The following is a 26,129-nucleotide window of genomic DNA, read 5'->3' as shown; positions in this document are numbered from 1 at the left end:
GACTATTCTCCGCCCGGCGCCGCGTCAGCCGCGGCCACTTGCAGCAGCAAGCCCTTGCGCCCCACCACCCGCACCCGTTGCCCGGGTTGCAGCGGCGTAGCGCTGAGTACCTGCCATTGTTCTCCTTGCAGATGAATCCAGCCGCCATAGGCGTTGCCGGCCTGCAATGACGTCACTGCCGTCACGCTGCCGAGCAACCCGGCATCACCGCTGACGGTGTGGCGCGGTCGGGTCTTCAGGGCGTGAATCACCAGGTAGATCAGTAGCAACGCGCTGACCACTGCCAGGCCGATCATCAACGGCACGGGCACTTCGGTGTTGGACAGGATCACCGCGCCGATCACGAACATCACGATGCCGCCCAGGCCGATCACGCCGTAATTGGGCAGGGCCGCCTCGGCGATCAGGAACGCGATGCCGAAGGTGATCAGCCAGATCCCCACGGGATTGGGCAGCAGCAATACAACCGTGTCGGCAGCGCAGGCCGATCCGCTCAACGCCAACAGCAACGCAACTGCACAGCAACGCGTGTTCACTTGACCCTCCGGGAGAGTCGGGGAGTGGCTCTGAGTACAGTTTAGTTGAGCCTCGGCCTGTATGAATTCTGCTCAATTCTCGTCGTCGGCCGATGGGCGGATTTCCCGCCGGATCACGCCGGCGGGCCTAGACTTTTACTACGCAAGCAACGCTTTAACCATCGTCTGCCAGCAATCACGGCGGACACCGAGGTGCATCATGCGTATGGCAAGAACTGTGCAGCGAAGCCTGGAAAAGGCTCAATGCGAATATGACATCGTCAGCCACCCCCACTCGGCCAGCAGCCTCGAAACGGCGCGGGTCGCCGGTATTCCTGCCGAACGGGTGGCCAAATCGGTGATCCTCGACGATCACCATGGGCACTACCTGATGGCCGTGCTGCCCGCCAGCCGTCACCTTGACCTGAGCAAGGTCCGCAGTAGCGGTGAGTGGCAGGTTTCCCGCGAAAGCAACCTGGCGCACCTGTTCGACGATTGCGAACGCGGTGCCGTACCGGCGCTGGGTGAGTCCTATGGGTTGGAGGTGATCATCGACCCGCTGCTGACCCGGCAGAAAGACATCTATCTGGAGGCGGGTAACCACGTCAACCTGGTGCGTATGGACATGCCCGAGTTCCTGAAAATGGTGCCCCATGCGGAGGTGCGGGAGTTGAGTCATTGAGTTTTGCACTGCCAATGCTGACGTCTTCGCGGGCAAGCCCGCTCCCACAGGGACTGCGATTAACCTGTGGGAGCGGGCTTGCCCGCGAATGACCGCGCAGCGGTCCCCTAAATTGGTCCCCAGGAGTTCAACATGGAAAGCCCGACCCACAACCTGCCATCCCTGTTCAAACAACTCGGCCTGCCGGACGACGCCGAAAGCATCGATAAATTCATTGCTACCCATTCACCGCTCAAACCGGAACTGCACCTTGCGGATGCATTTTTCTGGAGCCAGAGCCAGGCGGAGCTTCTGCGTGAGGAGATACTCGATGACGCGGATTGGGCGGAAGTGGTGGACCAACTGGATGTGATGTTGAGGAAGGGGCGGGGGGTGTAAATAACGGATAGGCGGCGGTTCACAGAGGTTGCTCTGATCGAACGAATTGACCAAAATTAAGACCTTATTTGAGGTCTTAATTATGCAAAATGTTTTGGCCGATATGGCTGTCAGCGTGTCTGAACTAAAGAAAAACCCCTCTGCCGTTTTGAATGGCGCCCATGGAGGGCCTGTTGCGGTGCTCAATCACAATCGCGTCATGGGCTACATGGTTCCTGCCGATGTGTTCGAAGCCATGATGGAGCGCCTTGATGATTTGGAGTTGGCGGAACTCGTGCGTTCTCGTCGTCATGAAACGCCGATCCCGGTAACGCTGGATGACTTATAAGCTCGAATTTCTCCCGTCTGCACGCAAAGAATGGGACAAGCTGGGGCACACCGTGCGTGAGCAATTCAAAAAGAAACTGTCAGAGCGGCTTGAGGTGCCTCGAATCCAGTCTGACGCGCTGCATGGCATGCCTGACTGCTACAAGATCAAGCTGAGGTCATCGGGGTATCGACTCGTCTACGAGGTGATAGATGAGCGCATTGTTGTTTCTGTCGTTGCAGTAGGAAAGCGTGAACGCAGTGAGGTGTATGAGCGCGCCAGGAAACGTTGAGGGCTCTCGGCAGGTCGCTGTTACGTATTTGTTTCAAAACTTGACGGAAAATCCTCTCCAATGCAATATTGATAGTTAGCAAACTAACAGTGTGTATTTTCCCTCGTGCCGAACAACCTCGACGTTCTCCAGATGAACATCAGCAGCGCCATGGTGGTGGCCGCCAGGCATTGGCGCAAAATCTGCCAGACCACGCTGGTCAACTATGGAATCTCCGAAGCCTGCGCCGTTCCGCTGTTGATGATCGGGCGCCTGGGCGAGGGCGTGCGCCAGGTGACGGTGGCGCAAGCCGCCGGGATGGAGAGCCCATCGCTGGTGCGCCTGCTGGATCAACTGTGCCATTCCGGTTACGTCTGCCGGACCGAAGATACGCAGGACCGCCGCGCCAAATGCCTGAGACTGACCGAAACCGGCCGGGAGCTGGTGCAGGCGGTCGAAGTGGAGCTGGTGCGCTTGCGCCAGGAGGTCCTTGAAGGCATTGACCAGAGTGATCTGGAAGCTACGCTGCGGGTACTGAGAGCTTTTGAAGCGGCCACGCCGCCATCGGTGGCCAACTCTTGAACGGATTTTTCGCAGGCATGCCCCCGGCGCGAGACTGGTTCTACGGGGTCCGCACCTTTGCCGCATCGATGATCGCGCTGTACATCGCCCTGCTCATGCAAATGCCGCGTCCGTACTGGGCGATGGCCACGGTGTACATCGTTTCCAGCCCGTTTCTCGGCCCTACCAGTTCCAAGGCGTTGTACCGGGCAGTCGGCACCTTTATCGGCGCGGCGGCGGCGGTGCTGTTCGTGCCGATGTTCGTGCAGAGCCCCTACGTGCTGGTGGTGGTGATTGCGCTGTGGACCGGCACGCTGCTGTTTCTGTCCCTGCATTTGCGCACTGCGAACAACTACGCCTTGATGCTCGCCGGTTACACCTTGCCGTTGATCGCCCTGCCGGTGGTGAACAACCCGCTGGGGGTGTGGGACGTGGCCGAGGCGCGGACCGAAGAAATCTTTCTCGGCATCGCCGTGGCGGCGGTGGTCGGTGCCATGTTCTGGCCGCGGCGCCTGGCACCGGTGTTCAATGATTCGGTGAGCAAATGGTTTACCGATGCATCGACCTACAGCCTGCGTTTCCTCAGCCGCAACGTGCAGCCTGAAGAGGTCAGTGCGTTGCGCGCATCGATGGTCGCCACCTTCAACTCCCTGGAGTTGATGATCGGTCAGTTGCCCCACGAAGGTTCGCGTCCGCAAACGGTGCGCAACACCAAGGAGTTGCGTGGGCGGATGATTCACCTGCTGCCGGTAGTCGATGCCCTTGACGACGCGCTTTATGCCCTGGAACGGCGTACGCCCGAGCTTGTGGATAAGTTCGCGCCGCTGCTGACGGCCACCACCGAATGGCTCGAGCACAAGGATGCCGACCTCGACCGCTGGCAAGCACTCAAGGATCAACTGGAGGCCCTGCAACCTGCCCCCGAAGCGTTGGATGATCGCAAGCAGCTGCTGTTCTCCAACGCGATTTATCGTCTCGGCGAGTGGATCGATTTGTGGCAGGACTGCCGCAGCCTGCAATACGCCATCCAGTGCGAAAGCCAGGACAGCTGGCGTGCGGTGTATCGGCACTGGCGGCTGGGGCGGCTGTCCCCGTTTCTGGATCGCGGCCTGATGTTGTATTCCGCGGCTTCCACCGTCACCGCGATTATCGTGGCCTCGGTGTTGTGGATTCTGCTCGGCTGGACCGATGGCGGCAGCGCCGTGATCCTGGCGGCTGTGGCGTGTAGCTTCTTCGCCTCGATGGACGACCCGGCGCCGCAGATTTACCGGTTCTTTTTCTGGACGGCGATGTCGGTGGTGTTCGCCAGCCTTTATCTGTTTCTGGTGCTGCCCAACCTGCATGACTTTCCGATGCTGGTGCTGGCGTTTGCCGTGCCGTTCATTTGCGTCGGCACCCTGACGGTCAAGCCGCAGTTTTACCTGGGTATGTTGCTGACACTGGTCAACACCTCGTCCTTCATCAGCATTCAGGGTGCCTACGACGCCGACTTCCTCAGCTTCGCCAACTCCAACCTGGCCGGTCCCATGGGGCTGCTGTTCGCGTTTATCTGGACCCTGATCGCCCGGCCGTTCGGGGCCGAACTGGCAGCCAAGCGCCTGACCCGTTTCAGCTGGCGTGACATTGTCGGCCTCTCCGAGCCGGCCACGTTGTCCGAACATCGGCTGTTGGGCATAAAGATGCTCGATCGGCTGATGCAGCACCTGCCGCGCCTGGCCATGACCGGCCAGGACTCCGGCGTGGCCCTGCGGGAAGTGCGGGTGGCGCTGAATCTGCTGGACCTGCTCGCTTATACGCCGCGGGTCCTCGGTGTGCCGCAGGTGCTGCTGCGCCAGGTGGTGGCCGAGGTGGGCGAGTACTTCAAGGCCTGTCTCAAGGCCGGTGAGCGCTTGCAGGCACCGAGCCCGCTGCTGATGACCCTCGACCGCACGCGTCGCGCCCTCAGCGGTGTCGGCGATGACGAAACCCGCCGGCATCTGCTGCACGCCCTGAGCGGCCTGCGCCTGGCACTGTTGCCCGGCGTCGAATTCGTCGGTGCCGCCGAGCCCGAAGAACCGCTTCCCCATGGCATTGATGGAGCGCCTTTATGATCGGTGACCTGGATGTCAGCGGGGTGTTTCTGCCCACGCTGCTGGTGCTGATGGGCATTACGTATGTGTTGTACCTGTTGGTGCACGGGGTGCTGACGCGCCTGCACTTTTACCGTCTGGTCTGGCACCGGGCATTGTTCAACGTGGCCCTCTACGCCCTGCTGCTTGGCGCCGTGGACTCACTCAGTCGATACCTGATGACATGAAAAAACCCTTTCTAACCCTTGGTCGCGTGGTGTTGACCCTGCTGATCGTGAGCTTCGCCGTGGTCGTGGTCTGGCGCATGGTGATGTATTACATGTTCGCGCCCTGGACCCGCGATGGGCACATCCGTGCCGACATCGTGCAAATCGCGCCGGATGTTTCCGGGTTGATCCAGCAAGTGGAGGTGCGTGACAACCAGTTGGTCAAGCGCGGCCAGGTGCTGTTCAGCATCGATCAGGACCGCTTCAAGCTGGCCCTGCGTCAAGCGAAGGCGGCTGTCGCCGATCGCGAAGAAACCCTGGCCCAGGCCCAGCGCGAGGCCAAGCGAAACAAAGGCCTCGGTAACCTGGTGCCGGGTGAGCAACTGGAAGAAAGCCAATCGAAAGTGGCCCGCGCCCAGGTGGCCCTGATGGAAGCCCAGGTGGCGGTGGACAGCGCGCAGCTCAACCTCGACCGCTCGGTGATCCGCAGCCCGGTGGACGGCTACGTCAACGACCGTGCGCCACGGGCCCAGGAGTTCGTCAGCGCCGGGCGTCCGGTGTTGTCGGTGGTCGACAGCAACTCGTTCCACATCGACGGCTATTTCGAAGAAACCAAACTGAACGGCATCCATATCGGCCAGAGCGTCGACATCCGGGTGATCGGCGACAATGCGCGCTTGCGCGGGCACGTGGAAAGCATCGTTGCCGGTATCGAAGATCGCGACCGCACCAGCGGCAACAACCTGCTGCCCAACGTCAATCCGGCCTTCAGTTGGGTGCGCCTGGCCCAACGGATTCCGGTGCGCATCGCCTTCGATGACGTGCCGGAAGATTTCCGCATGATCGCCGGGCGCACCGCCACGGTATCGATCATCGACGATCAGCAACGGGAGCCGGCGCAATGAGCAAGGCCTCGGGTTTGGCGGTCGCCGGTTTAGGTTTGCTGCTGTCGGCGTGCCAGATGGTCGGGCCGGATTATCATTTGCCCGAAGAGGCGGCTGTCCATCGTCCAGACTTCCAGGGCGATCTGGCGGTCGACGGCAAAACGGTGGTGTCCGCACCGGTACCGGCCGATTGGTGGCGCCTGTACAAGGACCCGCGACTCGACCAGCTGGTACAGCAGGCCATGGCCTCCAACACCGATTTGCGCGTGGCGGCGGCCAGCCTGTTGCGGTCTCGCGCTCAGGTGGATGAGGCCCAAGCGGCAGGCGGCTGGAGCGGCGGCGTGCAGATGGGGGCCCAGCGCTTGCAGGAGTCCGGCCAGGCGTTCCTGATACCGGAAAAAGTGCCGGTGGCCAACATTGGCGACATCGGCATCAGCGCGTCCTATCAGTTCGACCTGTTCGGTACCTTGCAGCGCGGTATCGAAGCGGCCAAGGCCAATGCCGATGCGACGCAGGCCGCCGCCGATACGGCACGCATCACCGTGGTGGCCGACGTGGTACGGGCCTACACCCAGGTGTGCGCGGCCAATGAAGAGCGGGAAATCGCCCAGCACTCCCTCGACCTGCAAGCGCAAAGCACCACACTGATCCAGCGCCTGCGCGATGCCGGGCGTGGCGATGAAACCCAGGTCACCCGCTCGCAAACCCAATTCAAATCCCTGCGCGCCGACATGCCGCGCTATGAGGCCTCACGTCAGGCCGGGCTGTATCGCCTGTCGATGTTGCTGGCCAAGCCGGTGGACCAACTGCCGGCCGGCACCGCCACCTGCGATGAGCTGCCGAAAATCGCGCAATTGGTTCCGGTGGGCGATGGCGCCGCGTTGCTCAAGCGTCGCCCCGATGTGCGGCAGGCCGAGCGGCGGCTGGCGGCCGCGACGGCCGGTATCGGTGTTGCCACGGGTGAGCTGTACCCGAATATCAGCATCGGCGCGACCATCGGTACCGTCGGTATTCTCGACGATCTCGGCGACCCATCGACCAACCGCTGGGGCTTTGGCCCGTCGCTGACCTGGAAGGTGCCGACCAACGGCGCCCGGGCGCGCATCCGCGAAGCCGAGGCGGTGACCCAGGCGACACTGGCGCATTTTGATGGGGTGGTGCTCAACGCGATTCGTGAAACCCAGACCAGCCTTGCCCAATACACGGCCTTACTGCAACGCCGCGACGCCTTGGCCGATGCCGAGCAATCGGCCAAACTGGCGGCTGAACAGACCCATCGCTTCTTCCAGGCCGGCCGCGAATCATTCCTGGCGGACCTGCAAGCGACCCGCACCTACACGGATGTCACGGCGCAATTGGCCGCTGCCAACACCCAGGTGGCCGCCAGCCAGATCGATTTGTTCCTGGCGTTGGGCGGCGGCTGGGAAAGCGGACGAACGCAAGCGTCGAACTCCGGCAAACCCTGAGGCCGTTGCTATGCTTTGAAGTGTTGGAAGGGCGCCTCGTGCAAAGCGCCCTTTCTTCGCACAAGGCTCGCGCAGGTCAGGGGGAAACCAACAATGAAAAACCCTTATGCTCTCGGCTTCTGGTGCGCCGTCGTGGCGTTGGTGCTGCTGTCGGCCACCTATTTCTACGGCGTCATGCTGGCCCACCAGATCGACAAGGCTCTGGCGTTCCTCGACAGTGCCGTCGCGTTGATAGCCGTGATGTCCGTTGCGGTGGTGGCCTGGGCGTCGGTCCAGAATCAGCGCATCAAAAAAAGACAACTCGAACAAGGCAAGACCCTGGTCCTGATCTGGGATACCAAGGTGGCGTTGCGTCGTGTCGAAACGGTGTTCGACCGTTATTTCTGGGGCAGTTACTGGCAACCGGGGCGCACGTTTCAGGAAGTCATGGGCGAATTGACCGGCACGCCGCTGGAAAAAAGCCTCGATACCCTGAAAAAACAATGCCTGGCGCTGGACCGGCAAGTGGCTGACGACGGTCGGCACTGGCTCAGCAATGCCCGGGAACTGGCCGATGTCGCCACGGCCATGGCCCGCGAACGCTATCAACTGGACGTCTGCGACCCACGCGCGGAAGTGACGGGTGGAGCGGTGATCAACCGCGACTTCGAAGTGCTGGTGTACACCTGGACGGCGCGGCTTAAAAGCTTTGATCATCAGCTGGATGAGATCGAAGTCCAGTATTCCTGATTCTGTGTTGGCTGTTCTGACGCTATCGCTGGCAAGCCAGCTCCTACAAGGATCACTCGATACCTGTAGGAGCTGGCTTGCCAGCGATGACGGCAGGACATCCGCCAAAACTCTGTGCCCTTTGTGAACCCCCCCCAAGACACTCTTTCACCTTTAATCATTGGGCCGTTCGTCGCGCCTGATGCTAATCTGCATTCCACTTTCAGCGCAGTCGAGCCGCAACCCGTCATGGGTTCAGGGAAGACGACCACACTTTCAACAACGGACATTGAACGGGTCATACATGAACAAATCAGCAGGCGTGCTACTGGGAATTGTTGTCGCAATCGGTGCCATCAGCGCAGGCGGAGCCTGGTTCACCGGCACCAGGCTTGAAGGTGTGCTCAATAGCTCGATTGCCGATGCCAACCAGGAGCTGCAAGCGGCCATGGTCGGTTCCAACGGCACCGCGTCGCTGGAGCTGGTATCGCTGGAGCGTCATGTATTCAGCAGCACCGCGCACTATCGTCTCAAGGGCGAAGGTGAAATGTTCGGCGAAGCACCGGTCGAGCTGCTGTTTGTCGATCACATCGAACACGGCCCGTTGCCGTTCTCGCGGCTGATGTCGCTGAAGTGGCTGCCGGTCCTGGCGACCAGTCACTACGAACTGGAAAAGACCCCGCTCACCGAGAAGTGGTTTGCCGCCGCCAAGGACAAATCCCCACTGACCGGCGTGGTCAACATCGGCTATGACAATGCCACCAATGGCACCTTCGAGTTGCAGCCGCTGGAAATGGCGCTGGATGACAAGTCGAGCATGAAATTCTCCGGCCTGAGCATGGACGTCGACGCCAGCGCCAAGGCGCAGAAGGTCAAGGCCAACGGCTACATGGACAGCCTGAAAGTGACCACCGTTTCCGAAGACCAGGCACCGGTGCAGGTTGAGTTGAACGGCCTGACCCTGGCCAGCAACCTGACCAAAAGTACCTACGGTTTCTACATCGGCGAGAACGTCCTTGAACTGGCCAGCGGCAAATCGACTTTTGGCGTCAAGCAGTCGGTGCTGGACTTCAAGAAATTCGAGATGAAGAACCTGACGGAAGAAAAGGGCAGCAACGCTTCCGGGCGTGCCGATTACAAAGTTGGCGAAGTGTCCCTGAACGGCAAGGCCATCGGTTCCGGTGCGCTGGCCATGAGCGTGAAGAACCTCGACATTCCGGCCACGATGTCGTTGATGCAGGTCTACCAGAGCAAACTGCAACCGTATGAGCGTGCGGCGGCCGAAGCGACGGCCGCGGGCCTGCCGGCACCGGAGCTGAAACTGACCGAAGCCGAAGAAGCGCTGCTCAAATCCAGCCTGGAAAAACTGCTGGCGGCCGGGCCGCAAGTGGCTCTGGAAAACCTGTCGTTCAACACCGCCAACGGCGAGAGCCATGCCAACATGGTGCTCGACCTGACCAAGCCACAAGCCATTGACCTGCCGACCGATCAGTTGGTCAGGCAGTTGATCGCACTGCTGGACTTCAAACTGCAAGTGTCCAAACCCATGCTGGTCGACGTGCTCACCGTGCAGTCGCAAATCGACGGTCAGACCGACGCCAAGCTGATTGCCGATCAGGCCACCGCCACCGCAGACATGTTCAGCAGCATGGCGGTCGGCAGCCAACTGGCAAAACTGGACGGCAACAACATCGTCACCACCTTGCGTTACGCCAACAATCAGGTGGACTTCAACGGCCAGAAAATGACCGTCGAAGAGTTTGCCGGTTTTGTCATGAGCAAGTTTGCGGAAACTGGCGCCACCGAATAACGGCGGCCGTTTACCTGGGAACGCCCGGCCTCTGCATTGCGCAGATGCTGGGCGTTTTGCTGTCCGGCATCGCTAGTTAACGTCACGGATCAGGCGCCATGCCTCATCCCAGGGCAACGGTTGTTTCATTCGCTCGGCAAGCATCGCCATGGCCCGGTCCATCTCGCAGGCTAGCGCCGCGGACACCACGCCATTTTTTCCGAACAGGCCTATGAAGGGCGGATCGTAAGGGTCGCCCTTGAACTCGACTTCGTCCCAGGCCTCGGCGTGCCCGAGGTAGTCGTAGGTCTTGCCGAAATGCCAGGTCCAGAAAAACGGCACGTCGAGGTAATGCTCGTCCCCGCCCAGCATATTGGCCGCTGCGATCCGCGCCTGTTGTTGGGCCAGTCGCCAGTGTTCGATGCGCACGTATTGGTTGTTCAGCGGGAAGGTGGCGATATCGCCAGCCGCCCAGAGGCCGTCGGCCACGCGCATTGCGCCGTCGACACGCAGCGACTGATCCTGTTCTTTCGCCAGCCCGGTGAAAGCGGCGGTGGCCGGCGTGACGCCAATGCCGACCAGCACCAGATCGGCCGCCAGGCGTTGGCCGTTGTCCAGGCGCACGGCTTCGACCTTGTCCGTTCCTTCGATCTGCGCCGCATTGCCTTGGGTATGAAACATCACGCCATGGGCTTCATGCCGCGCGCGAATGGCCTTGCCGACCGTTTCGCCGAACTGTTTGGCAAATGGCACTGCGTGGCGGGCCAGCACGGTCACGTCCAGGCCAAGCTGGCGCAGGGACGAGGCGGACTCCATGGCAATAAAACTGTCGCCGATGATCACCACACGCTGGCCGGCGCTGGCGCTGTGCAGAATCTGCTGCGCATGGGCTCTGGAGCGTAAAACGAACACTTGCGGCAAGTCGGCGCCGGGCAGCGTCAACAAGTTGGGTATGCCGCCGGTGGCCAGCAGCGCGGCGTCGTAGGTCAGTGATTGGCCGTCAGTCAGCCGCAGTGTGCGGTTTGATGCGTCCAGGCTGGCCACTTCGCCCTGCAGGCGCTCGATCCGCTGCTCCCGGTAAAACGCCTCGTCGCGCAGCGGCGGAACCTCCTGCGGCGGCATTTCCCCGGCGATCACGTATTTGCTCAGCGCGGTGCGGTCGTATCCGGCATCGGCTTCGCGGTCGATCAACAGCACCCGGCCACCGAAACCTTTCTCGCGCAACGCCGCCGCTGCCGCCGTGCCTGCCGCGCCAGCGCCGATAATGATGAAGGTTCGTGGATCGTCGGCCGGTGGCGTGTGGGCGTCCGATAATGGCTGGTCGCTGACCCAGATGTCGCCGTCACGGACCTCGAGGGGATAGCGCTTGAGACTGTCCAGGGCTGGCGGTTCGCACAGGCCGCCATCCTCGATCCGAAACTGCGCCTTGTGCCACGGACAGGTCAGGCGTCCGTTGCATACTGCACCGTCAGCCAGCGGGGCGCCGGCATGCGGGCATTCGGCCTGATAAGCGCGAAGTTGCTCACCGGCCCGCAACAGGAGAATCTTGCTGCCCTGGACTTGCACTTCCAGACCCCGGTCTTCGGGCACATTGGTGACACGCGCAACGCGATGCAGAGTCATGATTGCTCTCCAGACAGACGTTTACTTATGAGTCTGGTGCTTATCGCGAGGTTCAGCCAATTCCCCCCTGCCACGGCGTGAACGGTCCGGCTATAGTTTGCACGCCGACGACGGCCCAACACGCACAAGGTGCTCCGGTATGACCCGATTGACCTCAATCAACGCTTGGCTCGCAGCCGCCGCTGTCGCCCTTTGCGTGCAGTTCCCGGCGCAGGCCCAGGAACGCTTTACCCTGAATATTCCCGGAGTTTCCGATGACCGTCTGTTCACATCGGCCGCTGCGAGCGATTCCGCAGGTTGTGGCGGACACAACATTTCCCCGGCATTGAACTGGAACGCCGGCCCGGCTGCCACCCAAAGCTATGCCATCGTCATGCACGACCCGGACGGCCAGAAAGGCCAGGGCATCGATCAGTGGGTGCATTACGGCATCAAGGCCGGCACCCACCAGATCCCGGCCGGTGCCGGGAGTAAACCCGGCCTCGAGGGCGTTGGCGGTACCAACAGCCAAAACACCATCGGCTACATCGGCCCTTGCCCGCCTGTTGGCGATAGCGCGCACCACTACATCATCCAGATCTACGCCCTGGACCTGGCCCCGGACGCCTTGCCCGCCGGCCTGACCCGTGCGCAGCTGCTGGAAAAAATCAAAGGCCACGTCCTGAGAAACAGCAGCGTGGTACGGCGCTATCACCGCTAAACGCGGATTTGCAGAAAACTGAAGTGCGAAGCATCGTGGGGATTTGGCATCCGCCCCCGAAAGCGCGCACTATCAGGCCATAGCCGATGCGTTGGAGGATGCCGTGGCAAAAAAAATCGACCGCATCGCCCAAATGCTCAACTGCCCGCAAAAGGGTGAAGAACTGCGGCGAGCGATTACCGAGAGTCGCAAGGATTTTCTGCTGAACCAGCCGGAAGAGGACGTTGTTGAAGACGACGACCTTGAGGAGGAGCTTTTCGAGGACGACGAGGATGAGTACGACGAGTTCGACTGGACCACAGAATGAAAAAAACCGCCTTTGGCGGTTTTTTTTTGGGGTCCAGGCAAAAGCCCTGAAGTGTTGTGACTGGCGTAATTACAAGCGTTAAAGCCCGTTGGGGAGAAACTTGGTTGCGCCGCTGACATCATCGATTTTCTTGATGCGAAAGGCTTTCAGGCAAGTTTCGTCGCGGGTGTTGGTGTCGGAGCAATATTGCTTGATGAAATCGGCAAAGATCAAATCCTGGCCATTAACGGTGAGGACGCGCTTGTAATATTCACCATTGATACCCTGGGCTTGACGACTGTCAGTCATCTCCTGATCCACCACCAGGCGTCCGTGCAGGTCGACAGCGGGGACCTGGGCTTTGGGATCTTCTTTGGAGCAGGCGCTCAGGAGCAGGCCTGCGGCAATCAGCGTACATAAACGCAGCATAGGAATTCATCTCTGATAACGGATGCCCCGGACCAGAGTCCGGGGCAGATCGATAGGAGGATTACTCGCCGAACAAGCGGCTGGAGCGATTGACTTCAGCCTTGCCGGAATCTTCCAGAAGAGCCTTGGCACCTGAGGTCACATTGCGTGCCGAGTCGGCTTCAGACTGGATCACGTCGGTGCGTGCCGCGCTGTCACGCAACTCCGCATCGATGTAGTCGTTGGCGCGTGCGGTGCGCGCGCGTTTCGCCTGCAGTGCCAGGCGGCGCTCTTCCAGCTCCAGTGCGCGTAGCTCGTCTTCGTAGCCTTCTTCACGGGTTTGAACACGCTTGTGTTCAAGCTCCTGTGACTTGCGCTGCTCAAGGGCCTTTTGCTGCGCAGCTTGCTGTGCCGCTGCCCGTTGCCGACGGTCAGCCGCGATACGAGCATCCTCGCGTGCCCGGTCGGCTGCCGCCTGGCGGACGCGTTCGGCCTGAGCGGCTGCTTCAGTCTGTTTGGTCTGCTGTTCGACTTGATACAGGCTGTCGAACTGGTTTGCCAATACCGGCAGGGTGAGCAGTGCGAGGGCGGAGCCCAGAACAATATGTTTCATGTCCGACCCCTTAGCTCTTCTTGGGTTCTGGACAGGTCGCATTCGGCTGAATGCGTGTTTCGTTGGAGACCGTCATCACCATCAGGGAGATTTCGCCAACCTTGAACTCACAAGGGCGACCCACCTGGGCAGACGTGTAGATCTTGCCGCTTTCGGAATAACCAATCAGCACGCCCGGTACCAGGGTGGTGTCATTGACCAGCGAGCCTGCCATGGCGCCTGCAGCGCCACCGGCTACACCGCCGACAATGGCCGTGTCGGTGTTTTTCGTGTTACCCAGAGCGGCACCACCGATCAGACCCAGCACCCCACCCGCCATCATGGCGGCTTTTTTGTTCTTTTCGTTGCTGACTTTTATCTTGCTCGGCGAAATCGTCAGGATTTTTACGGTTTTAGCTTCCTGCTGGCTGTTTACCTGACTGGCGTCGAATACATCTGCTTGATATTCCTCACCGGACGTTTGGCATCCAGCAAGAACAGCAGCAATCGAAAGCACCAGGCAGCGTTTTAGCATCATCATTTCCAATATCTCTATGAGCGTAAGAAATCCCGAGCGGGACAATCCATTGTGATTTGAGGGCAATGTGCCACTATTCTAATCAAACTGAACAAGGTAAGGCCAAGAAAAGTTTGGAGCGAGGGAGGATTGGGTGTGCCAGGCTGGAGCCGGGTAGCGCGTCGTTATGCGCAACGTTCGGGGGTAGTTTCTCTAGAAGGGGGCCGCATCCATGACGGCGAACACACGCCCACAAAAAAGCCCCAGGCCCATAAGGCCTGAGGCTTTCTCGTTACAACGTATGGTGCACCAGGCGGGATTCGAACCCACGACCCCTGCCTTCGGAGGGCAGTACTCTATCCAGCTGAGCTACTGGTGCAGCGGGCGCCATGATACTCATATGCACTGCGGGCGTCCATGCTGCTGAATCGCCTGCGTTTTTTTAAAGCTGTAACGGGCGTTTGCTACGTTGATCAGAAAATACGGGCAAAAGCGTCGTTTTCGTTCTTTTTTTCGAACAGCCTATTGTCCTTTACCCCCTTTGATCCTAGGATTCGTTTGAGATTTCAAACGCTCTTGTCTGGGTGCTGAACCGCACGAGTTCAATCAGTGCGCTATTTATGTGCTTCAGCCCGGTGAATGATTTCCCTGACGGCAGCCTATCGAGGCGCCTTTCTACAATCATAATTTGCTCCGCGCGTGCGCGGTGCTGTTAAGGAAAGCCGACATGCAGCTTAAAGACACCCAGTTGTTCCGCCAGCAAGCCTTCATCGATGGCGCGTGGGTTGATGCCGACAATGGTCAGACGATCAAGGTCAACAACCCGGCAACGGGCGAAATTCTGGGCACCGTGCCGAAAATGGGCGCTGCCGAAACCCGCCGTGCAATCGAAGCCGCTGACAAAGCGCTGCCGGCCTGGCGTGCACTGACCGCCAAAGAACGTGCGAACAAGCTGCGTCGCTGGTTCGAACTGATCATCGAGAACCAGGACGACCTGGCTCGCCTGATGACCCTGGAACAAGGCAAGCCATTGGCCGAAGCCAAGGGCGAAATCGTCTACGCCGCTTCCTTCATCGAGTGGTTCGCCGAAGAAGCCAAGCGCATCTACGGTGACGTGATTCCGGGCCACCAGCCAGACAAGCGCCTGATCGTGATCAAGCAGCCAATCGGCGTGACCGCTGCAATCACCCCGTGGAACTTCCCGGCTGCCATGATCACCCGTAAAGCCGGCCCGGCCCTGGCCGCCGGTTGCACCATGGTGCTCAAGCCTGCTTCGCAAACCCCGTTCTCGGCCTTTGCCCTGGCCGAACTGGCCCAGCGTGCCGGCATCCCGGCTGGCGTGTTCAGCGTTGTTTCCGGCAGCGCCGGCGACATCGGCAGCGAACTGACCAGCAACCCGATCGTACGCAAGCTGTCCTTCACCGGTTCGACCGAAATCGGTCGTCAACTGATGTCGGAATGTGCCAAGGACATCAAGAAAGTGTCCCTGGAGCTGGGCGGCAACGCGCCGTTCATCGTGTTCGACGACGCGGACCTGGATAAGGCCGTCGAAGGCGCGATCATTTCCAAGTATCGCAATAACGGTCAGACCTGCGTCTGCGCCAACCGCCTGTACATTCAGGATTCGGTCTACGACGCGTTCGCCGAGAAGCTGAAAGTGGCTGTGGCCAAGCTCAAGATCGGTAACGGTCTGGAAGACGGCACCACCACTGGCCCGCTGATCGACGAAAAAGCCGTGGCCAAGGTGCAAGAGCACATCGCTGACGCCATTTCCAAAGGCGCCACCGTGCTGTCCGGCGGCAAGTCGATGGAAGGCAACTTCTTCGAGCCGACCATCCTGACCAACGTGCCGAACAACGCCGCCGTGGCCAAGGAAGAAACCTTCGGTCCATTGGCTCCACTGTTCCGCTTCAAAGACGAAGCCGATGTGATCGCGATGTCCAACGACACCGAGTTCGGTCTGGCCTCGTACTTCTATGCTCGCGACCTGGGCCGTGTGTTCCGTGTGGCTGAAGCCCTGGAATACGGCATGGTCGGCGTCAACACCGGGTTGATCTCCAACGAAGTCGCGCCGTTCGGCGGCATCAAGGCCTCGGGCCTGGGCCGTGAAGGCTCCAAGTACGGCATCGAAGATTACCTGGAAATCAAATATCTCTGCCTGGGCATCTAAGCTCGAAGGTATAAGCCGGGAAGGCATTGCTTGAAACGCAAAGGGCACGAGAGCGCTGTCCCTTTGCGTGCGTAAAACCGGAATATTCTCGGTGGCCGGGAATGCCGTGGCAGTCGATCATCGCATGCTGCCGCCGCTGTTCCCCGCTGCTTAATCCTTGAACCACGCCGCCCGATGAGCGGTGAATGAGGAATGTATGAGCAAGACTAACGCTTCTTTGATGGCCCGCCGTACCAATGCAGTTCCACGTGGTGTTGGCCAGATTCACCCGATCTTCGCCGAGTCTGCGAAGAACGCGACCGTGACCGACGTTGAAGGTCGTGAGTTCATCGACTTCGCCGGCGGTATCGCCGTGCTCAACACCGGCCACGTGCACCCGAAAATCATCGCGGCCGTGACCGAGCAGCTGAACAAGCTGACCCACACTTGCTTCCAGGTGCTGGCCTACGAGCCGTACGTAGAAGTGTGCGAAAAAATCAACGCCAAGGTGCCAGGTGATTTCGCCAAGAAAACCCTGCTGGTGACCACCGGCTCCGAAGCCGTGGAAAACTCGATCAAGATCGCCCGTGCCGCTACTGGCCGTGCCGGCGTGATCGCCTTCACCGGCGCCTACCACGGTCGCACCATGATGACCCTGGGCCTGACCGGTAAAGTCGTGCCTTACTCGGCCGGCATGGGCCTGATGCCAGGCGGCATCTTCCGAGCGCTGTACCCGAACGAACTGCACGGCGTAAGCATCGACGATTCGATCGCTTCCATCGAACGCATCTTCAAGAACGACGCCGAGCCGAAAGACATCGCCGCGATCATCATCGAGCCGGTTCAGGGCGAAGGTGGTTTCTACGTGGCTCCAAAAGAGTTCATGAAGCGTCTGCGTGCCCTGTGCGACCAGCACGGCATCCTGCTGATCGCTGACGAAGTACAGACTGGCGCTGGCCGTACCGGTACTTTCTTCGCCATGGAACAGATGGGCGTTGCTGCCGACCTGACCACTTTCGCCAAATCCATCGCTGGCGGCTTCCCGCTGGCCGGTGTGTGTGGCAAGGCCGAGTACATGGACGCCATCGCTCCAGGCGGCCTGGGCGGCACCTACGCCGGTAGCCCGATCGCTTGCGCCGCGGCCCTGGCCGTGATGGAAGTGTTCGAAGAAGAGCACCTGCTGGATCGTTGCAAGGCCGTTGGCGAGCGTCTGGTGACTGGTCTGAAGGCCATCCAGGCCAAGTACCCGGTGATCGGCGAAGTCCGTGCCCTGGGTGCAATGATCGCTGTCGAGCTGTTCGAAAACGGCGACAGCCACAAGCCGAACGCCGCCGCTGTGGCATCGGTTGTGGCCAAAGCTCGCGACAAGGGCCTGATCCTGCTGTCCTGCGGCACCTATGGCAACGTTCTGCGCGTCCTGGTACCGCTGACCTCGCCGGACGAGCAACTGGACAAAGGCCTGGCGATCATCGAAGAGTGCTTCGCCGAGCTGTGATCACTTAGTGTGACCTGATCGACAAAAAACCCGCTTCGGCGGGTTTTTTCATGCCCCTGGAAACACATCCCGCGCATTAACGCTGTATCGAATGGCCCGCATTGGCTAAGGTTCCTGCATTGCCAGGGAGAGCTGTATGACGACTGTCATTTTACCCGCGGTTCCGAGAGTACTGATCGCCGAGGCCGACCCCTGGTCCCGGGATCTGCTCAAGGAAGTGTTGTTGAACGTACGCTGCGATGCGCGGCTGGATTTGTGCGCCGATGGCCAGCAGGCGCTGGAGTTATTGGCTGCCAACCCTTATGACCTGGTCATCGCCGATTGGGAGTTGCCGGGTGTCGATGGCCTGAATGTCCTGCGCAACATTCGCCAGCGCAAACGCAACCCGCCGCTGCCCTTCATCCTCATGAGCAGTCGCAACGACAGTGCCAGCGTGCGCGAGGCCTTGCCGCTGGCGCCGGCCGCGTACCTGACCAAACCCCTGAATATGGAAAGCCTGACCCATCGGTTGCAGGGGTTGCTGCTGCACGCGGGGGAAGAAGTCTCGTGCGAAGTGCCGGCGCTGGCGCCGGGCATGACGTTGTCGGTGTTTCTGGAGCGTCGACGGGAGTTGGCCGACGGCGCGCCGCTGATGACCGACGTGCAAGTCGCGGTCAAACGCAGCCTCAATCCCAATGGCCTCGACCTGACGGTGCTGGAAGACGAAATCCGCACCGATCCGCAGGTCACGGCTGTGCTGATTGCCGCTGCCAACAGCGCGGCCCAGCACCGCGGCGCCGGTGTGCAAACCCTGTCCCAGGCGCTGCATCGCCTGGGCACCGGACAGAGCATGAACCTGATTCTCGGCCTCGCGCTCAAGCGCAGTGCCCGGCTCAGCGATCCGCAATTGGCCGACTATGCCGAGCGTTACTGGGAGCTGTCACTGCACACTGCCGAATACGCGCGAACCCTGGCGCGCTTGCTCGATCTGGACCAGGAGCGTTGTTATTGCGCCGGCATGTTGCATCGTCTCGGCGATCTGGCGTTGCTGCGCTGTCTGCAGGAATGGCAACAGGCTGGCGGCGCACTGGACGAGTTGGAAGAAGTGGGTGAGGCGCTGGTTGAATATGGCGCGGCCTATGGCTCGGCCCTGCGTACACGCTGGCGCCTGCCGCTGGAGTTGCGGGAGCTGATTGCGGCGGCCTACCAGCTCGGTGGCGGGGTTTATTCCCGCGAAGCGCTGGTGATGAACATGGCGGCGCAGATGGCGCGCCTGACCGAGCATGAGGGCATCGAGGAGCTGGCCAAGAGCCGGACGGCGCGGTTGCTCAAGATCGGCTTGCCGGAGCTGATGCGGTTGCGCAAGAAGTAAGCTCCCCCGCTTACCCTTGTAGGAGCTGGCTTGCCAGCGAAGGTGGTGTATCTGATACACCGGGTTGTCTGGATCGCTGGCAAGCCAGCTCCTACAGGGGCCTCAGGCAGTGACAATCCGGTTCTTGCCCTCGCGCTTGGCCTGATACATCGCGGCATCCGCCCGGGAAAACAGGTCCTCCACGTTTTCGTCCGAGGCGCTCAGGCTGGTCAGGCCCTGGCTGACAGTGATGCCGAACGCCCGGCCTTCATGGTTGAAACTCAACTGCTGAATCTGCCGATGCAGGCGTTCAGCCACTTGCAGGGCCATTTGTGGCGTGCACCCGGGAAACACCGCAGCAAATTCCTCACCGCCAATGCGTCCGAACAGGTCGCGACGGCGCAGTGCTGCGCGGCCGCTTTCGGCAATGCGTTGCAGCACGTTGTCGCCTTCCTGGTGACCGTAGGTGTCGTTGATCGTTTTGAAGTCATCAATATCCAGCATCAGAAACGACAGCGGCTCGCCCTGTTGCCGGGCGTGTGCGAACTCGCGGTGAGCGCATTCGAAGAAATGATGGCGATTGCTGCTCTGGGTCAGCGCGTCGGTGGTGGCCAGGCGATGCAGTTCGGTTTCCATCTGCTTCTTGTGGGTGATGTCTTCGGCAAAGCCGACGATGATCACCGGTTGCCCCGGCTCGGCCAGGCGATTGATGAAGCACTTGTCGCTGAGCCAGCGCACCTGGCCGTCGGCGGCAATGATTCGATACTCGCGGTCTTCGACGGCGCCTTTGTCCAGCACTTCGGCCAGGCTGCGTTCGGCGTAGTCGAGGTCGTCAGGGTGAATGCTGTCGCGCCATTGATTGCAGTCGGCCAGCAACAGATCGGCTGAACGGCCAAAGATCCGTTCATAGGCCGGGCTGACGTAAAGCACCCGGCGGGTTTCCCAATCGAATGCCCACAGCACCGCGTTGACGCTTGCCAGCAAGGTGTTGAACAGCTGTTCCCGTTCGGTCAGGCGTGCGACTTCGCCTTGGGCGTGCATCAGCGCCATCAGGGTCTGCGCGGCCTCGGGCCAATGTGACGGAGATGAGTCTTGCAGGTTCTTTTGGGCCATCGACACAAATCTCAAAGGGCATGCCGCATGATTGATAGCGGCCAACACCAAGCCCGCCGGGGATGGCGAAGTGTCTTTGAGATAAGGGTTTCAAGATGAAGTTCCCGCCTTTTGTGGCGAGGGAGCTTGCTCCCGCCGGGCGGTACGGTCAGTTCAGGATAACGCGGGCTGGTAGGAGCCCGGCTTGCCGGCGATAGCGTTTTACAGGGCGCTATCGCCGGCAAGCCGGCTCCTACAGTGAGGCTTCCGGTCAGACGGCGGCAGGGCGCAGGGAGTAGGTTTTCAACTGATCGGCGAAGTCGCGCAGGGATTGAATCCCGCTGGCTTCGGCTTCGTGCACCCAGTCCTTGATGGCCGCGAGCATGTCGTGGCCATTTGAGCTGGTCTTGACCCAGATCTGTTGCAGGGCCAGGCGTTTCTCGTAGATTACCTTCAGTGCCTGACTGTGCTCGAGCATGTTCTGGATGCGTACATGGTGTTTGTCATCCAGCAGGCTGGTCTCTCGCGAAAGCAGGCGTTTGGCCCGGCGGAACTGGTGACGTACCGAGTGATCGACTTTTTCCAGCTCTTGTTTGACCAGCGGGCCGATCACCAATTTGCGGTACTGGGCCATGATCTGGAAACGGTTGTTGAGGATCGCCATGGCGGTGTCCATGTCCAGGTTGCCCTTGCCTTCGACGCGATGGGCAATCGGCGCAACCCGTTGAACCTTGGCCAGGCGCAGGAAGCTGAAGACTTTGATCCACGCCCAGCCCAGATCGAACTCCCACTTCTTCACCGACAGTTTTGCCGAATTAGGGTAGGTGTGATGGTTGTTATGCAGTTCTTCGCCGCCAATCAGGATGCCCCACGGCACCAGGTTGGTCGCCGCATCGCGGCATTCGAAGTTGCGGTAGCCGATGGCATGGCCCAGGCCATTGACCACGCCGGCGGCCCACACCGGGATCCACATCATCTGGATGGCCCAGATGGTGATGCCGATGGTGCCGAACAGCAGCAGGTCGATAACCGCCATGATCGCCACACCCAGCAGCGGGAAGCGGCTGTAGAGGTTGCGCTCGATCCAGTCTTCGGGGCAGTTCTTGCCGTAGATGCGCAGCGTCTCGGGGTTCTCCGCTTCGGCGCGGTACAGCTCGGCGCCTTTGCGCAGCACCGTGGACAGCCCCTTGATGACCGGGCTGTGCGGGTCATCGACGGTTTCGCATTTGGCGTGATGCTTGCGGTGGATGGCCGTCCACTCGCGGGTGTTCTGCGCCGTGGTCAGCCACAGCCAGAAACGGAAGAAATGCTTGAGGCCCCCATTCAGCTCCAGGGAGCGATGGGCCGAGTAACGATGCAGATAGACCGTGACGGCGATGATCGTGACGTGGGTCATCAGCAGGGTGACTGCCACCAGTGACCAGGCCGACAAGCCGAGTAAACCTTCGTACCACATAGGCTGTAGGGCCCTCGATAAAGAAAAAACAGCCGTTGCATTATCACTAAGCCCACACAGAAAACCAGTCGCCCTTTCAGATAAGAGTGGCTGGATGTGTCTTTAAACTATAATTCCAACCTTTTTGTATGGACATGGATCGCCGGATGCCTGCCACCTATCGCGATGCCTTACATGCAGCGCTGCTCTACCTGTTGCTTTCTGTGGTTTGGCTGCAGATCAGTGACTATTTATTAAACAGTTTCTTCGATAGCTCCGCCGAGCGACTGCGATGGCAACTGATCAACGGTTACGCTTGGGTGCTGTTCAGCGCCGGATTGATCCTCATTGCCCGGGCGCGGCTTCTGCGGGGTATCGGCGCCAAACTGCGTGAGCGCGATGCCGACCGCATGCGCTTGCGACAGGCGGCGGCAGTGTTCGACTGCACCCGTGAAGGGGTGCTGGTCACCAATCGGGAAGGCGCGATCGTCCATGTGAACCGGGCCTTTATGGAGATCACCGGTTATGCCTGTGAGGAGGTGCTGGGGCAGCGGCCCAATATGTTCAAGTCGGGGCGCCATCCAGCGCAATTCTATCAAGCGATGTTCGCCGCGCTTGCAAGCGCCGGGGAGTGGAGCGGGGAAATCTGGAACCGGCGCAAAAGCGGCGAGATATACCCGCAATGGCAGACAATCCGCCTGATCCAAGACGACGACGGCCAGCCGAGCCAGTATGTGGCGGTGTTTTCCGATATCAGCGCAATCAAGAACTCCGAACACGAGTTGATGCACCTGGCGCACCACGACCCGCTGACCGACCTGCCGAACCGTCTGCTGTTCACCGACCGCGCCGAACAGGCCCTGGCCTCGGCACAGGTGCACAAGCGCGGTTGCGCGCTGCTGATGATCGATCTCGATCACTTCAAGATGATCAACGACAGCCTCGGGCATACCATCGGCGATCAGTTGCTCAAGGCGGTGGCCGGGCGCCTGGCCGCCATGTTCGGCCCGGGCATCACTTTGGCGCGCTTGGGCGGGGATGAGTTCGCGGTACTCGCCGAAAGCTGTCCGCAACTGGTTCAGGCCGCTGCGTTGGCCCAGCGGATTATCGATGGCCTCAAAGAACCGTTCCTCATTGATGGGCACCAGCTGTTCATCAACACCAGCATCGGCATCAGCCTGTTCCCCAGCGATGCCTTGAGCGTCGAGCAACTGCTGCGTAATGCCGACTCTGCGCTGTTCAAGGCCAAAAGCACGGGGCGCAATGACTATGCCCTGTACACCGAAGAGCTGACGGCCCACGTGCAGCAACGGGTCGAGATCGCTTTCGAATTGCGCCGCGCCCTGGACCAGCAGGAACTGCAGGTTTATTACCAGCCGGTTCACGACCTCAAGACCAGCCGCCTGATGGGTGTCGAGGCGCTGGTGCGTTGGCAGCACCCGCAGCGGGGGCTGGTGTCACCGGCGGAATTCATTCCGGTCGCCGAACGAACTGGTCTGATTGCCGAAATCGATGCCTGGGTCATGGCGCAGGCGTGCCGGCAGATGTGTCAGTGGCAGCAGGACGGGGTGGTGCTGTCGTTTGTGGCGGTCAACGTTTCTTCGCGCCTGTTCGCCCGTCGCGAGTTGTATCAGCAGGTGGCGCAGGTGCTGCACGAAACCGGGGTGGAACCGGCCTGTCTGGAGCTGGAAGTGACCGAAAGCGCGGTGATGGACGATCCGGAAGTCGCGCTGGAGCAGATGCATCGCCTGCGCGAGTTGGGTGTGCGCCTGGCCATCGACGACTTCGGCACGGGTTATTCATCGCTGTTGCGGCTCAAGCGCCTGCCGGTGCAAAAACTGAAAATCGACCAGGGCTTCGTCGCCGGATTGCCGTGGGACGAGGATGATGCGGCGATCTCGCGGGTGATCATCGCCCTGGCCCAAAGCATGGGCATGCAGGTTCATGCCGAAGGGATCGAGCAGGTCGAACAGGCGGCTTTCCTCCTCGAACAGGGCTGTGATCTGGGGCAGGGCTACTGGTTCGGGCGGCCGCTGCCGGCGGCGCAGCTGGATTGGATGCATGTGCCCGTCGTCCACTAAAACGATACCTGTAGGAGCTGGCTTGCCAGCGATAGCGGCCTTGGGTCTACGCAATATTTGAGGTCCCCTCGCCGGCAAGCCGGCTCCTACAGGTCGTCTTTGCGCCTTTATCCCTCGCAAAGCCTTGTCCCACCAGATAATGTTTTCTGGTTATATAAACATTCTTAAATAGTCTTTTTAAGAATATCCAGACCTCACTAGTATTGCTCCCAAGCCGCAAGCAGTGCCGACACTGCGAGGCAATCTCTCGGTTGAAGGAGCAGCAACATGAGCGCATCCCTGCGTAGCGTCGACGGTCAAGACGAAGCCACCATCCTGCGTGAAATCCAGAGTGCCCTGCGCGACCTGCGTTTTGGTGCCGTGGAAATCACTGTGCACAACGCGCAGGTGGTGCAGATCGAACGCAAAGAAAAATTCCGTTTGCAGCAGCCAGGCAACAAGCCGGGCTGAAGTGGATCGCAGCCCCCGTAGGAGCTGCCGAAGGCTGCGATCTTTGAACCGGCAACGCGATTCCCGAAATCCATAAAAAAAAGCCAACAAACCAAGAATTCCAGGAGCTTTCACCATGTCGTCGATTCGTCATTTCGCTTTGGCCGCCCTGGCCAGCGCCCTTTTTGCCGGTTCCGCAGTTGCCAAGGACTACGAGCTGCTCAACGTGTCGTACGACCCGACCCGCGAGCTGTACCAGGACTACAACGCCGAATTCGTCAAGTTCTGGCAAAAGGAACATGCCGGCGACACCGTGAAAATCCAGCAATCCCATGGTGGCTCGGGCAAGCAAGGCCGGGCGGTGATCGATGGCCTGCGCGCCGACGTCGTGACCCTGGCCCTGGCCGGTGACATCGACGAAATCGCCAAGCTCGGCAAGACCCTGCCGGCGGACTGGCAAAAGCGCCTGCCGGACGCAAGCACGCCTTACACCTCGACCATCGTGTTCCTGGTGCGCAAGGGCAACCCCAAAGGCATCAAGGACTGGGGTGACCTGGTCAAGAATGATGTTTCGGTGATCACGCCGAACCCGAAAACCTCCGGCGGTGCGCGCTGGAACTTCCTCGCGGCGTGGGCCTATGGCCTCAAAGCCAATGGCGGCGACGAAGCCAAGGCCAAGGAATACGTGCAAACCCTGTTCAAGCACGTGCCCGTGCTGGACACCGGCGCCCGCGGATCGACCATTACCTTCGTCAACAACGGTCAGGGCGACGTATTGCTGGCCTGGGAAAACGAAGCCTTCCTGGCGCTGAAGGAAGAGGGCGGCGCCGACAAGTTCGACATCGTCGTGCCTTCGCTGTCGATCCTCGCCGAGCCACCAGTGGCGGTGGTCGACAAGAATGCCGAGAAAAAGGGCAACGAGCAGATCGCCGAAGCCTACCTCAAGCACCTGTACAGCCCGGCCGGCCAGGAAATTGCGGCGAAGAATTTCTATCGCCCGCGTGACAAGGACGTGGCCGCCAAGTACGCCCAACAGTTCCCGAAACTTGAACTGGTGAGCATCGACAAGGACTTCGGCGGCTGGAAAACCGCACAGCCGAAATTCTTCAATGACGGCGGGGTGTTCGACCAGATTTACCAGGCGCAGTAATCTTAAATAGCCACTACGAGCCCAATGCAAGTCAGCTAAGGTGCTTAACATGTGGGAGCGGGCTTGCTCGCGAAGACGGTGTATCAGGCGGCATTAACGTTGACTGACACACTGCTTTCGCGAGCAAGCCCGCTCCCACATGAGTGGGTTTAGCAGATCGCTTTTTAACCAAGGACTTTTATGTCGCGTCGTATCTCCCCCGTCATACCCGGCTTCGGGCTGACGCTGGGCTACACCTTGGTGTACCTCAGCCTGATTGTGCTCATACCACTGGCAGCGATGTTCGTGCATGCCGCTCAACTCACCTGGGATCAGTTCTGGGCAATCATCTCGGCGCCACGGGTGCTGGCGGCGCTGAAGCTCAGCTTCGGCACTGCCCTGTGTGCCGCCATCATCAACGGAATCATCGGCACGCTGCTGGCCTGGGTATTAGTGCGCTATACCTTCCCTGGACGAAAAGTGATCGATGCAATGATCGACTTGCCGTTCGCATTGCCCACGGCGGTAGCCGGTATTGCACTGACGGCGCTGTACACCCCTACCGGCCTGGTCGGTCAGTTTGCAGCGGATCTGGGTTTCAAGATCGCCTACACCCCTCTGGGCATCACCCTTGCCCTCACTTTTGTGACACTTCCATTCGTAGTACGTACCGTACAGCCAGTATTGGCGGACATTCCTCGTGAAGTCGAAGAAGCGGCGGCGTGCCTGGGTGCAAAACCCTTGCAGGTTTTCCGCCATATCCTGCTGCCGGCACTGCTGCCTGCTTGGCTGACCGGTTTCGCGCTGGCCTTTGCCCGCGGGGTCGGCGAGTACGGTTCGGTGATTTTCATCGCCGGTAACATGCCGATGAAAACCGAGATTCTGCCGTTGCTGATCATGGTCAAACTCGACCAATACGATTACACCGGCGCTACCTCCATTGGTGTACTGATGCTGGTGGTTTCCTTCGTCCTGTTGCTGCTGATCAACTTGTTGCAGCGGCGCATCGAAACCCCATAAGGAGGCG

The 26,129-nt window shown here is 60.2% G+C and carries 27 protein-coding genes and 1 tRNA gene; 20 read left to right on the top strand and 8 right to left on the bottom strand.

The annotated features are described in order from the left end of the window. Positions 1-2 precede the first annotated feature (2 nt). The gene (locus AB7M25_RS29405) at positions 3-536 is read right to left on the bottom strand and encodes an NfeD family protein (RefSeq protein ID WP_104451599.1); all 534 of its coding nucleotides are present in this window, start codon (positions 534-536) and stop codon (positions 3-5) included. A gap of 199 nt (positions 537-735) precedes the next feature. Here AB7M25_RS29405 and AB7M25_RS29400 point away from each other — a divergent pair, with 199 nt between their 5' ends. The 11 genes from AB7M25_RS29400 to AB7M25_RS29350 all read left to right on the top strand — a co-directional run bounded on the left by AB7M25_RS29400 (position 736) and on the right by AB7M25_RS29350 (position 9,857). Next, the gene (locus AB7M25_RS29400; protein ID WP_104451600.1) at positions 736-1,197 is read left to right on the top strand and encodes an aminoacyl-tRNA deacylase; all 462 of its coding nucleotides are present in this window, start codon (positions 736-738) and stop codon (positions 1,195-1,197) included. Between the two features lie 132 nt (positions 1,198-1,329). Beyond that, complete coding sequence (locus tag AB7M25_RS29395; RefSeq protein WP_429387367.1) at positions 1,330-1,575, top strand: DUF2789 domain-containing protein; 246 nt, start codon at positions 1,330-1,332, stop codon at positions 1,573-1,575. An 82-nt stretch (positions 1,576-1,657) separates the two neighbouring features. Next, complete coding sequence (locus AB7M25_RS29390; protein ID WP_007975643.1) at positions 1,658-1,903, top strand: type II toxin-antitoxin system prevent-host-death family antitoxin; 246 nt, start codon at positions 1,658-1,660, stop codon at positions 1,901-1,903. Further along, positions 1,893-2,174 (top strand): type II toxin-antitoxin system RelE family toxin, encoded by a 282-nt coding sequence (locus tag AB7M25_RS29385; protein ID WP_007975642.1) that lies wholly within the window; start codon positions 1,893-1,895, stop codon positions 2,172-2,174. The genes AB7M25_RS29390 and AB7M25_RS29385 overlap by 11 nt, the downstream gene beginning before the upstream one ends. A 132-nt stretch (positions 2,175-2,306) precedes the next feature. Further along, the gene (locus AB7M25_RS29380) at positions 2,307-2,735 is read left to right on the top strand and encodes a MarR family winged helix-turn-helix transcriptional regulator (protein ID WP_454238324.1); all 429 of its coding nucleotides are present in this window, start codon (positions 2,307-2,309) and stop codon (positions 2,733-2,735) included. Beyond that, positions 2,732-4,804, top strand: a complete 2,073-nt coding sequence (locus AB7M25_RS29375; protein ID WP_429387370.1) for an FUSC family protein — start codon at positions 2,732-2,734, stop codon at positions 4,802-4,804. Before AB7M25_RS29380 ends, AB7M25_RS29375 begins: the two co-directional genes overlap by 4 nt. Further along, positions 4,801-5,010: a DUF1656 domain-containing protein gene (locus AB7M25_RS29370; protein WP_007975639.1), complete on the top strand. Its 210-nt coding sequence runs from the start codon at positions 4,801-4,803 to the stop codon at positions 5,008-5,010. The genes AB7M25_RS29375 and AB7M25_RS29370 overlap by 4 nt, the downstream gene beginning before the upstream one ends. Continuing rightward, positions 5,007-5,894 (top strand): efflux RND transporter periplasmic adaptor subunit, encoded by an 888-nt coding sequence (locus AB7M25_RS29365; protein WP_429397663.1) that lies wholly within the window; start codon positions 5,007-5,009, stop codon positions 5,892-5,894. The genes AB7M25_RS29370 and AB7M25_RS29365 overlap by 4 nt, the downstream gene beginning before the upstream one ends. Beyond that, on the top strand, positions 5,891-7,339 hold the full coding sequence (locus tag AB7M25_RS29360) for an efflux transporter outer membrane subunit (protein WP_454238323.1): 1,449 nt from the start codon (positions 5,891-5,893) through the stop codon (positions 7,337-7,339). Before AB7M25_RS29365 ends, AB7M25_RS29360 begins: the two co-directional genes overlap by 4 nt. Before the next feature lie 93 nt (positions 7,340-7,432). After that, the gene (locus AB7M25_RS29355) at positions 7,433-8,068 is read left to right on the top strand and encodes an NADH:ubiquinone oxidoreductase subunit N (RefSeq protein ID WP_104451604.1); all 636 of its coding nucleotides are present in this window, start codon (positions 7,433-7,435) and stop codon (positions 8,066-8,068) included. Positions 8,069-8,351: 283 nt separating this feature from the next. Continuing rightward, positions 8,352-9,857: a YdgA family protein gene (locus tag AB7M25_RS29350; RefSeq protein WP_454238322.1), complete on the top strand. Its 1,506-nt coding sequence runs from the start codon at positions 8,352-8,354 to the stop codon at positions 9,855-9,857. A gap of 72 nt (positions 9,858-9,929) precedes the next feature. Here the strand turns inward: AB7M25_RS29350 and AB7M25_RS29345 are convergent, their stop codons facing one another. Next, positions 9,930-11,459 (bottom strand): FAD-dependent oxidoreductase, encoded by a 1,530-nt coding sequence (locus AB7M25_RS29345; protein ID WP_454238321.1) that lies wholly within the window; start codon positions 11,457-11,459, stop codon positions 9,930-9,932. A gap of 139 nt (positions 11,460-11,598) precedes the next feature. Between AB7M25_RS29345 and AB7M25_RS29340 the strand changes: the two genes are divergently transcribed. Both AB7M25_RS29340 and AB7M25_RS29335 read left to right on the top strand, forming a co-directional pair. Continuing rightward, positions 11,599-12,159, top strand: a complete 561-nt coding sequence (locus AB7M25_RS29340) for a YbhB/YbcL family Raf kinase inhibitor-like protein (RefSeq protein WP_218475562.1) — start codon at positions 11,599-11,601, stop codon at positions 12,157-12,159. Positions 12,160-12,202: 43 nt separating this feature from the next. Further along, positions 12,203-12,466: a hypothetical protein gene (locus tag AB7M25_RS29335; protein WP_429561023.1), complete on the top strand. Its 264-nt coding sequence runs from the start codon at positions 12,203-12,205 to the stop codon at positions 12,464-12,466. Positions 12,467-12,544: 78 nt separating this feature from the next. Here the strand turns inward: AB7M25_RS29335 and AB7M25_RS29330 are convergent, their stop codons facing one another. The 4 genes from AB7M25_RS29330 to AB7M25_RS29315 form a co-directional block, all read right to left on the bottom strand. Further along, positions 12,545-12,874: a hypothetical protein gene (locus AB7M25_RS29330; RefSeq protein WP_429387387.1), complete on the bottom strand. Its 330-nt coding sequence runs from the start codon at positions 12,872-12,874 to the stop codon at positions 12,545-12,547. 61 nt (positions 12,875-12,935) lie between these two features. Then, positions 12,936-13,466, bottom strand: a complete 531-nt coding sequence (locus AB7M25_RS29325) for a DUF5384 family protein (RefSeq protein WP_429387390.1) — start codon at positions 13,464-13,466, stop codon at positions 12,936-12,938. 10 nt (positions 13,467-13,476) lie between these two features. Beyond that, positions 13,477-13,986: a hypothetical protein gene (locus tag AB7M25_RS29320; RefSeq protein ID WP_102700142.1), complete on the bottom strand. Its 510-nt coding sequence runs from the start codon at positions 13,984-13,986 to the stop codon at positions 13,477-13,479. A gap of 278 nt (positions 13,987-14,264) precedes the next feature. Continuing rightward, positions 14,265-14,341: transfer RNA gene (locus AB7M25_RS29315), tRNA-Arg, on the bottom strand. 348 nt (positions 14,342-14,689) lie between these two features. Between AB7M25_RS29315 and gabD the strand changes: the two genes are divergently transcribed. The 3 genes from gabD (at position 14,690) to AB7M25_RS29300 (ending at position 18,957) form a co-directional block, all read left to right on the top strand. Further along, positions 14,690-16,132 (top strand): NADP-dependent succinate-semialdehyde dehydrogenase, encoded by a 1,443-nt coding sequence (gabD, locus tag AB7M25_RS29310; protein WP_104450792.1) that lies wholly within the window; start codon positions 14,690-14,692, stop codon positions 16,130-16,132. 196 nt (positions 16,133-16,328) lie between these two features. Then, positions 16,329-17,606 carry a 4-aminobutyrate--2-oxoglutarate transaminase gene (gene gabT, locus AB7M25_RS29305; RefSeq protein ID WP_007975624.1) on the top strand — a complete coding sequence of 426 codons (1,278 nt, stop codon included), beginning with the start codon at positions 16,329-16,331 and terminating at the stop codon, positions 17,604-17,606. Between the two features lie 136 nt (positions 17,607-17,742). Beyond that, on the top strand, positions 17,743-18,957 hold the full coding sequence (locus AB7M25_RS29300; RefSeq protein ID WP_104450793.1) for a response regulator: 1,215 nt from the start codon (positions 17,743-17,745) through the stop codon (positions 18,955-18,957). Between the two features lie 102 nt (positions 18,958-19,059). On the opposite strand, the gene AB7M25_RS29295 is transcribed toward AB7M25_RS29300, so the two are convergent. Beyond that, the gene (locus tag AB7M25_RS29295) at positions 19,060-20,049 is read right to left on the bottom strand and encodes a sensor domain-containing diguanylate cyclase (RefSeq protein WP_429387397.1); all 990 of its coding nucleotides are present in this window, start codon (positions 20,047-20,049) and stop codon (positions 19,060-19,062) included. A 250-nt stretch (positions 20,050-20,299) separates the two neighbouring features. Further along, positions 20,300-21,484 carry a delta-9 fatty acid desaturase DesA gene (desA, locus tag AB7M25_RS29290; RefSeq protein ID WP_007975621.1) on the bottom strand — a complete coding sequence of 395 codons (1,185 nt, stop codon included), beginning with the start codon at positions 21,482-21,484 and terminating at the stop codon, positions 20,300-20,302. 146 nt (positions 21,485-21,630) lie between these two features. Here desA and dibA point away from each other — a divergent pair, with 146 nt between their 5' ends. From dibA to cysT, 4 genes are all read left to right on the top strand, one after another. Next, positions 21,631-23,544, top strand: a complete 1,914-nt coding sequence (gene dibA, locus AB7M25_RS29285) for a phosphodiesterase DibA (protein WP_429518353.1) — start codon at positions 21,631-21,633, stop codon at positions 23,542-23,544. A gap of 267 nt (positions 23,545-23,811) precedes the next feature. Beyond that, positions 23,812-23,994 (top strand): sulfur starvation response protein OscA, encoded by a 183-nt coding sequence (oscA, locus tag AB7M25_RS29280; protein WP_007975618.1) that lies wholly within the window; start codon positions 23,812-23,814, stop codon positions 23,992-23,994. A 115-nt stretch (positions 23,995-24,109) separates the two neighbouring features. Further along, positions 24,110-25,123 carry a sulfate ABC transporter substrate-binding protein gene (locus AB7M25_RS29275; RefSeq protein WP_102701901.1) on the top strand — a complete coding sequence of 338 codons (1,014 nt, stop codon included), beginning with the start codon at positions 24,110-24,112 and terminating at the stop codon, positions 25,121-25,123. Between the two features lie 180 nt (positions 25,124-25,303). Beyond that, on the top strand, positions 25,304-26,122 hold the full coding sequence (gene cysT, locus AB7M25_RS29270) for a sulfate ABC transporter permease subunit CysT (RefSeq protein ID WP_007972956.1): 819 nt from the start codon (positions 25,304-25,306) through the stop codon (positions 26,120-26,122). Positions 26,123-26,129: the final 7 nt, after the last annotated feature.

The sequence above is a fragment of the Pseudomonas sp. AP3_22 TE3818 genome (assembly GCF_053628995.1).
This window is presented reverse-complemented; position numbering and strand designations above follow the sequence as displayed.

Excerpts from the sequence above, each read along its gene's own strand:
- AB7M25_RS29400 (WP_104451600.1), top strand. The coding sequence starts at position 736 with ATGCGTATGGCAAGAACTGTGCAGCGAAGCCTGGAAAAGGCTCAATGC.
- AB7M25_RS29395 (WP_429387367.1), top strand. The coding sequence starts at position 1,330 with ATGGAAAGCCCGACCCACAACCTGCCATCCCTGTTCAAACAACTCGGC.
- AB7M25_RS29390 (WP_007975643.1), top strand. The coding sequence starts at position 1,658 with ATGCAAAATGTTTTGGCCGATATGGCTGTCAGCGTGTCTGAACTAAAG.
- AB7M25_RS29385 (WP_007975642.1), top strand. The coding sequence starts at position 1,893 with ATGACTTATAAGCTCGAATTTCTCCCGTCTGCACGCAAAGAATGGGAC.
- AB7M25_RS29380 (WP_454238324.1), top strand. The coding sequence starts at position 2,307 with ATGAACATCAGCAGCGCCATGGTGGTGGCCGCCAGGCATTGGCGCAAA.
- AB7M25_RS29370 (WP_007975639.1), top strand. The coding sequence starts at position 4,801 with ATGATCGGTGACCTGGATGTCAGCGGGGTGTTTCTGCCCACGCTGCTG.
- AB7M25_RS29365 (WP_429397663.1), top strand. The coding sequence starts at position 5,007 with ATGAAAAAACCCTTTCTAACCCTTGGTCGCGTGGTGTTGACCCTGCTG.
- AB7M25_RS29360 (WP_454238323.1), top strand. The coding sequence starts at position 5,891 with ATGAGCAAGGCCTCGGGTTTGGCGGTCGCCGGTTTAGGTTTGCTGCTG.
- AB7M25_RS29355 (WP_104451604.1), top strand. The coding sequence starts at position 7,433 with ATGAAAAACCCTTATGCTCTCGGCTTCTGGTGCGCCGTCGTGGCGTTG.
- AB7M25_RS29350 (WP_454238322.1), top strand. The coding sequence starts at position 8,352 with ATGAACAAATCAGCAGGCGTGCTACTGGGAATTGTTGTCGCAATCGGT.
- AB7M25_RS29345 (WP_454238321.1), bottom strand. The coding sequence starts at position 11,459 with ATGACTCTGCATCGCGTTGCGCGTGTCACCAATGTGCCCGAAGACCGG.
- AB7M25_RS29340 (WP_218475562.1), top strand. The coding sequence starts at position 11,599 with ATGACCCGATTGACCTCAATCAACGCTTGGCTCGCAGCCGCCGCTGTC.
- AB7M25_RS29330 (WP_429387387.1), bottom strand. The coding sequence starts at position 12,874 with ATGCTGCGTTTATGTACGCTGATTGCCGCAGGCCTGCTCCTGAGCGCC.
- AB7M25_RS29325 (WP_429387390.1), bottom strand. The coding sequence starts at position 13,466 with ATGAAACATATTGTTCTGGGCTCCGCCCTCGCACTGCTCACCCTGCCG.
- AB7M25_RS29320 (WP_102700142.1), bottom strand. The coding sequence starts at position 13,986 with ATGATGATGCTAAAACGCTGCCTGGTGCTTTCGATTGCTGCTGTTCTT.
- gabD (WP_104450792.1), top strand. The coding sequence starts at position 14,690 with ATGCAGCTTAAAGACACCCAGTTGTTCCGCCAGCAAGCCTTCATCGAT.
- gabT (WP_007975624.1), top strand. The coding sequence starts at position 16,329 with ATGAGCAAGACTAACGCTTCTTTGATGGCCCGCCGTACCAATGCAGTT.
- AB7M25_RS29300 (WP_104450793.1), top strand. The coding sequence starts at position 17,743 with ATGACGACTGTCATTTTACCCGCGGTTCCGAGAGTACTGATCGCCGAG.
- AB7M25_RS29295 (WP_429387397.1), bottom strand. The coding sequence starts at position 20,049 with ATGGCCCAAAAGAACCTGCAAGACTCATCTCCGTCACATTGGCCCGAG.
- desA (WP_007975621.1), bottom strand. The coding sequence starts at position 21,484 with ATGTGGTACGAAGGTTTACTCGGCTTGTCGGCCTGGTCACTGGTGGCA.
- dibA (WP_429518353.1), top strand. The coding sequence starts at position 21,631 with ATGCCTGCCACCTATCGCGATGCCTTACATGCAGCGCTGCTCTACCTG.
- oscA (WP_007975618.1), top strand. The coding sequence starts at position 23,812 with ATGAGCGCATCCCTGCGTAGCGTCGACGGTCAAGACGAAGCCACCATC.
- AB7M25_RS29275 (WP_102701901.1), top strand. The coding sequence starts at position 24,110 with ATGTCGTCGATTCGTCATTTCGCTTTGGCCGCCCTGGCCAGCGCCCTT.
- cysT (WP_007972956.1), top strand. The coding sequence starts at position 25,304 with ATGTCGCGTCGTATCTCCCCCGTCATACCCGGCTTCGGGCTGACGCTG.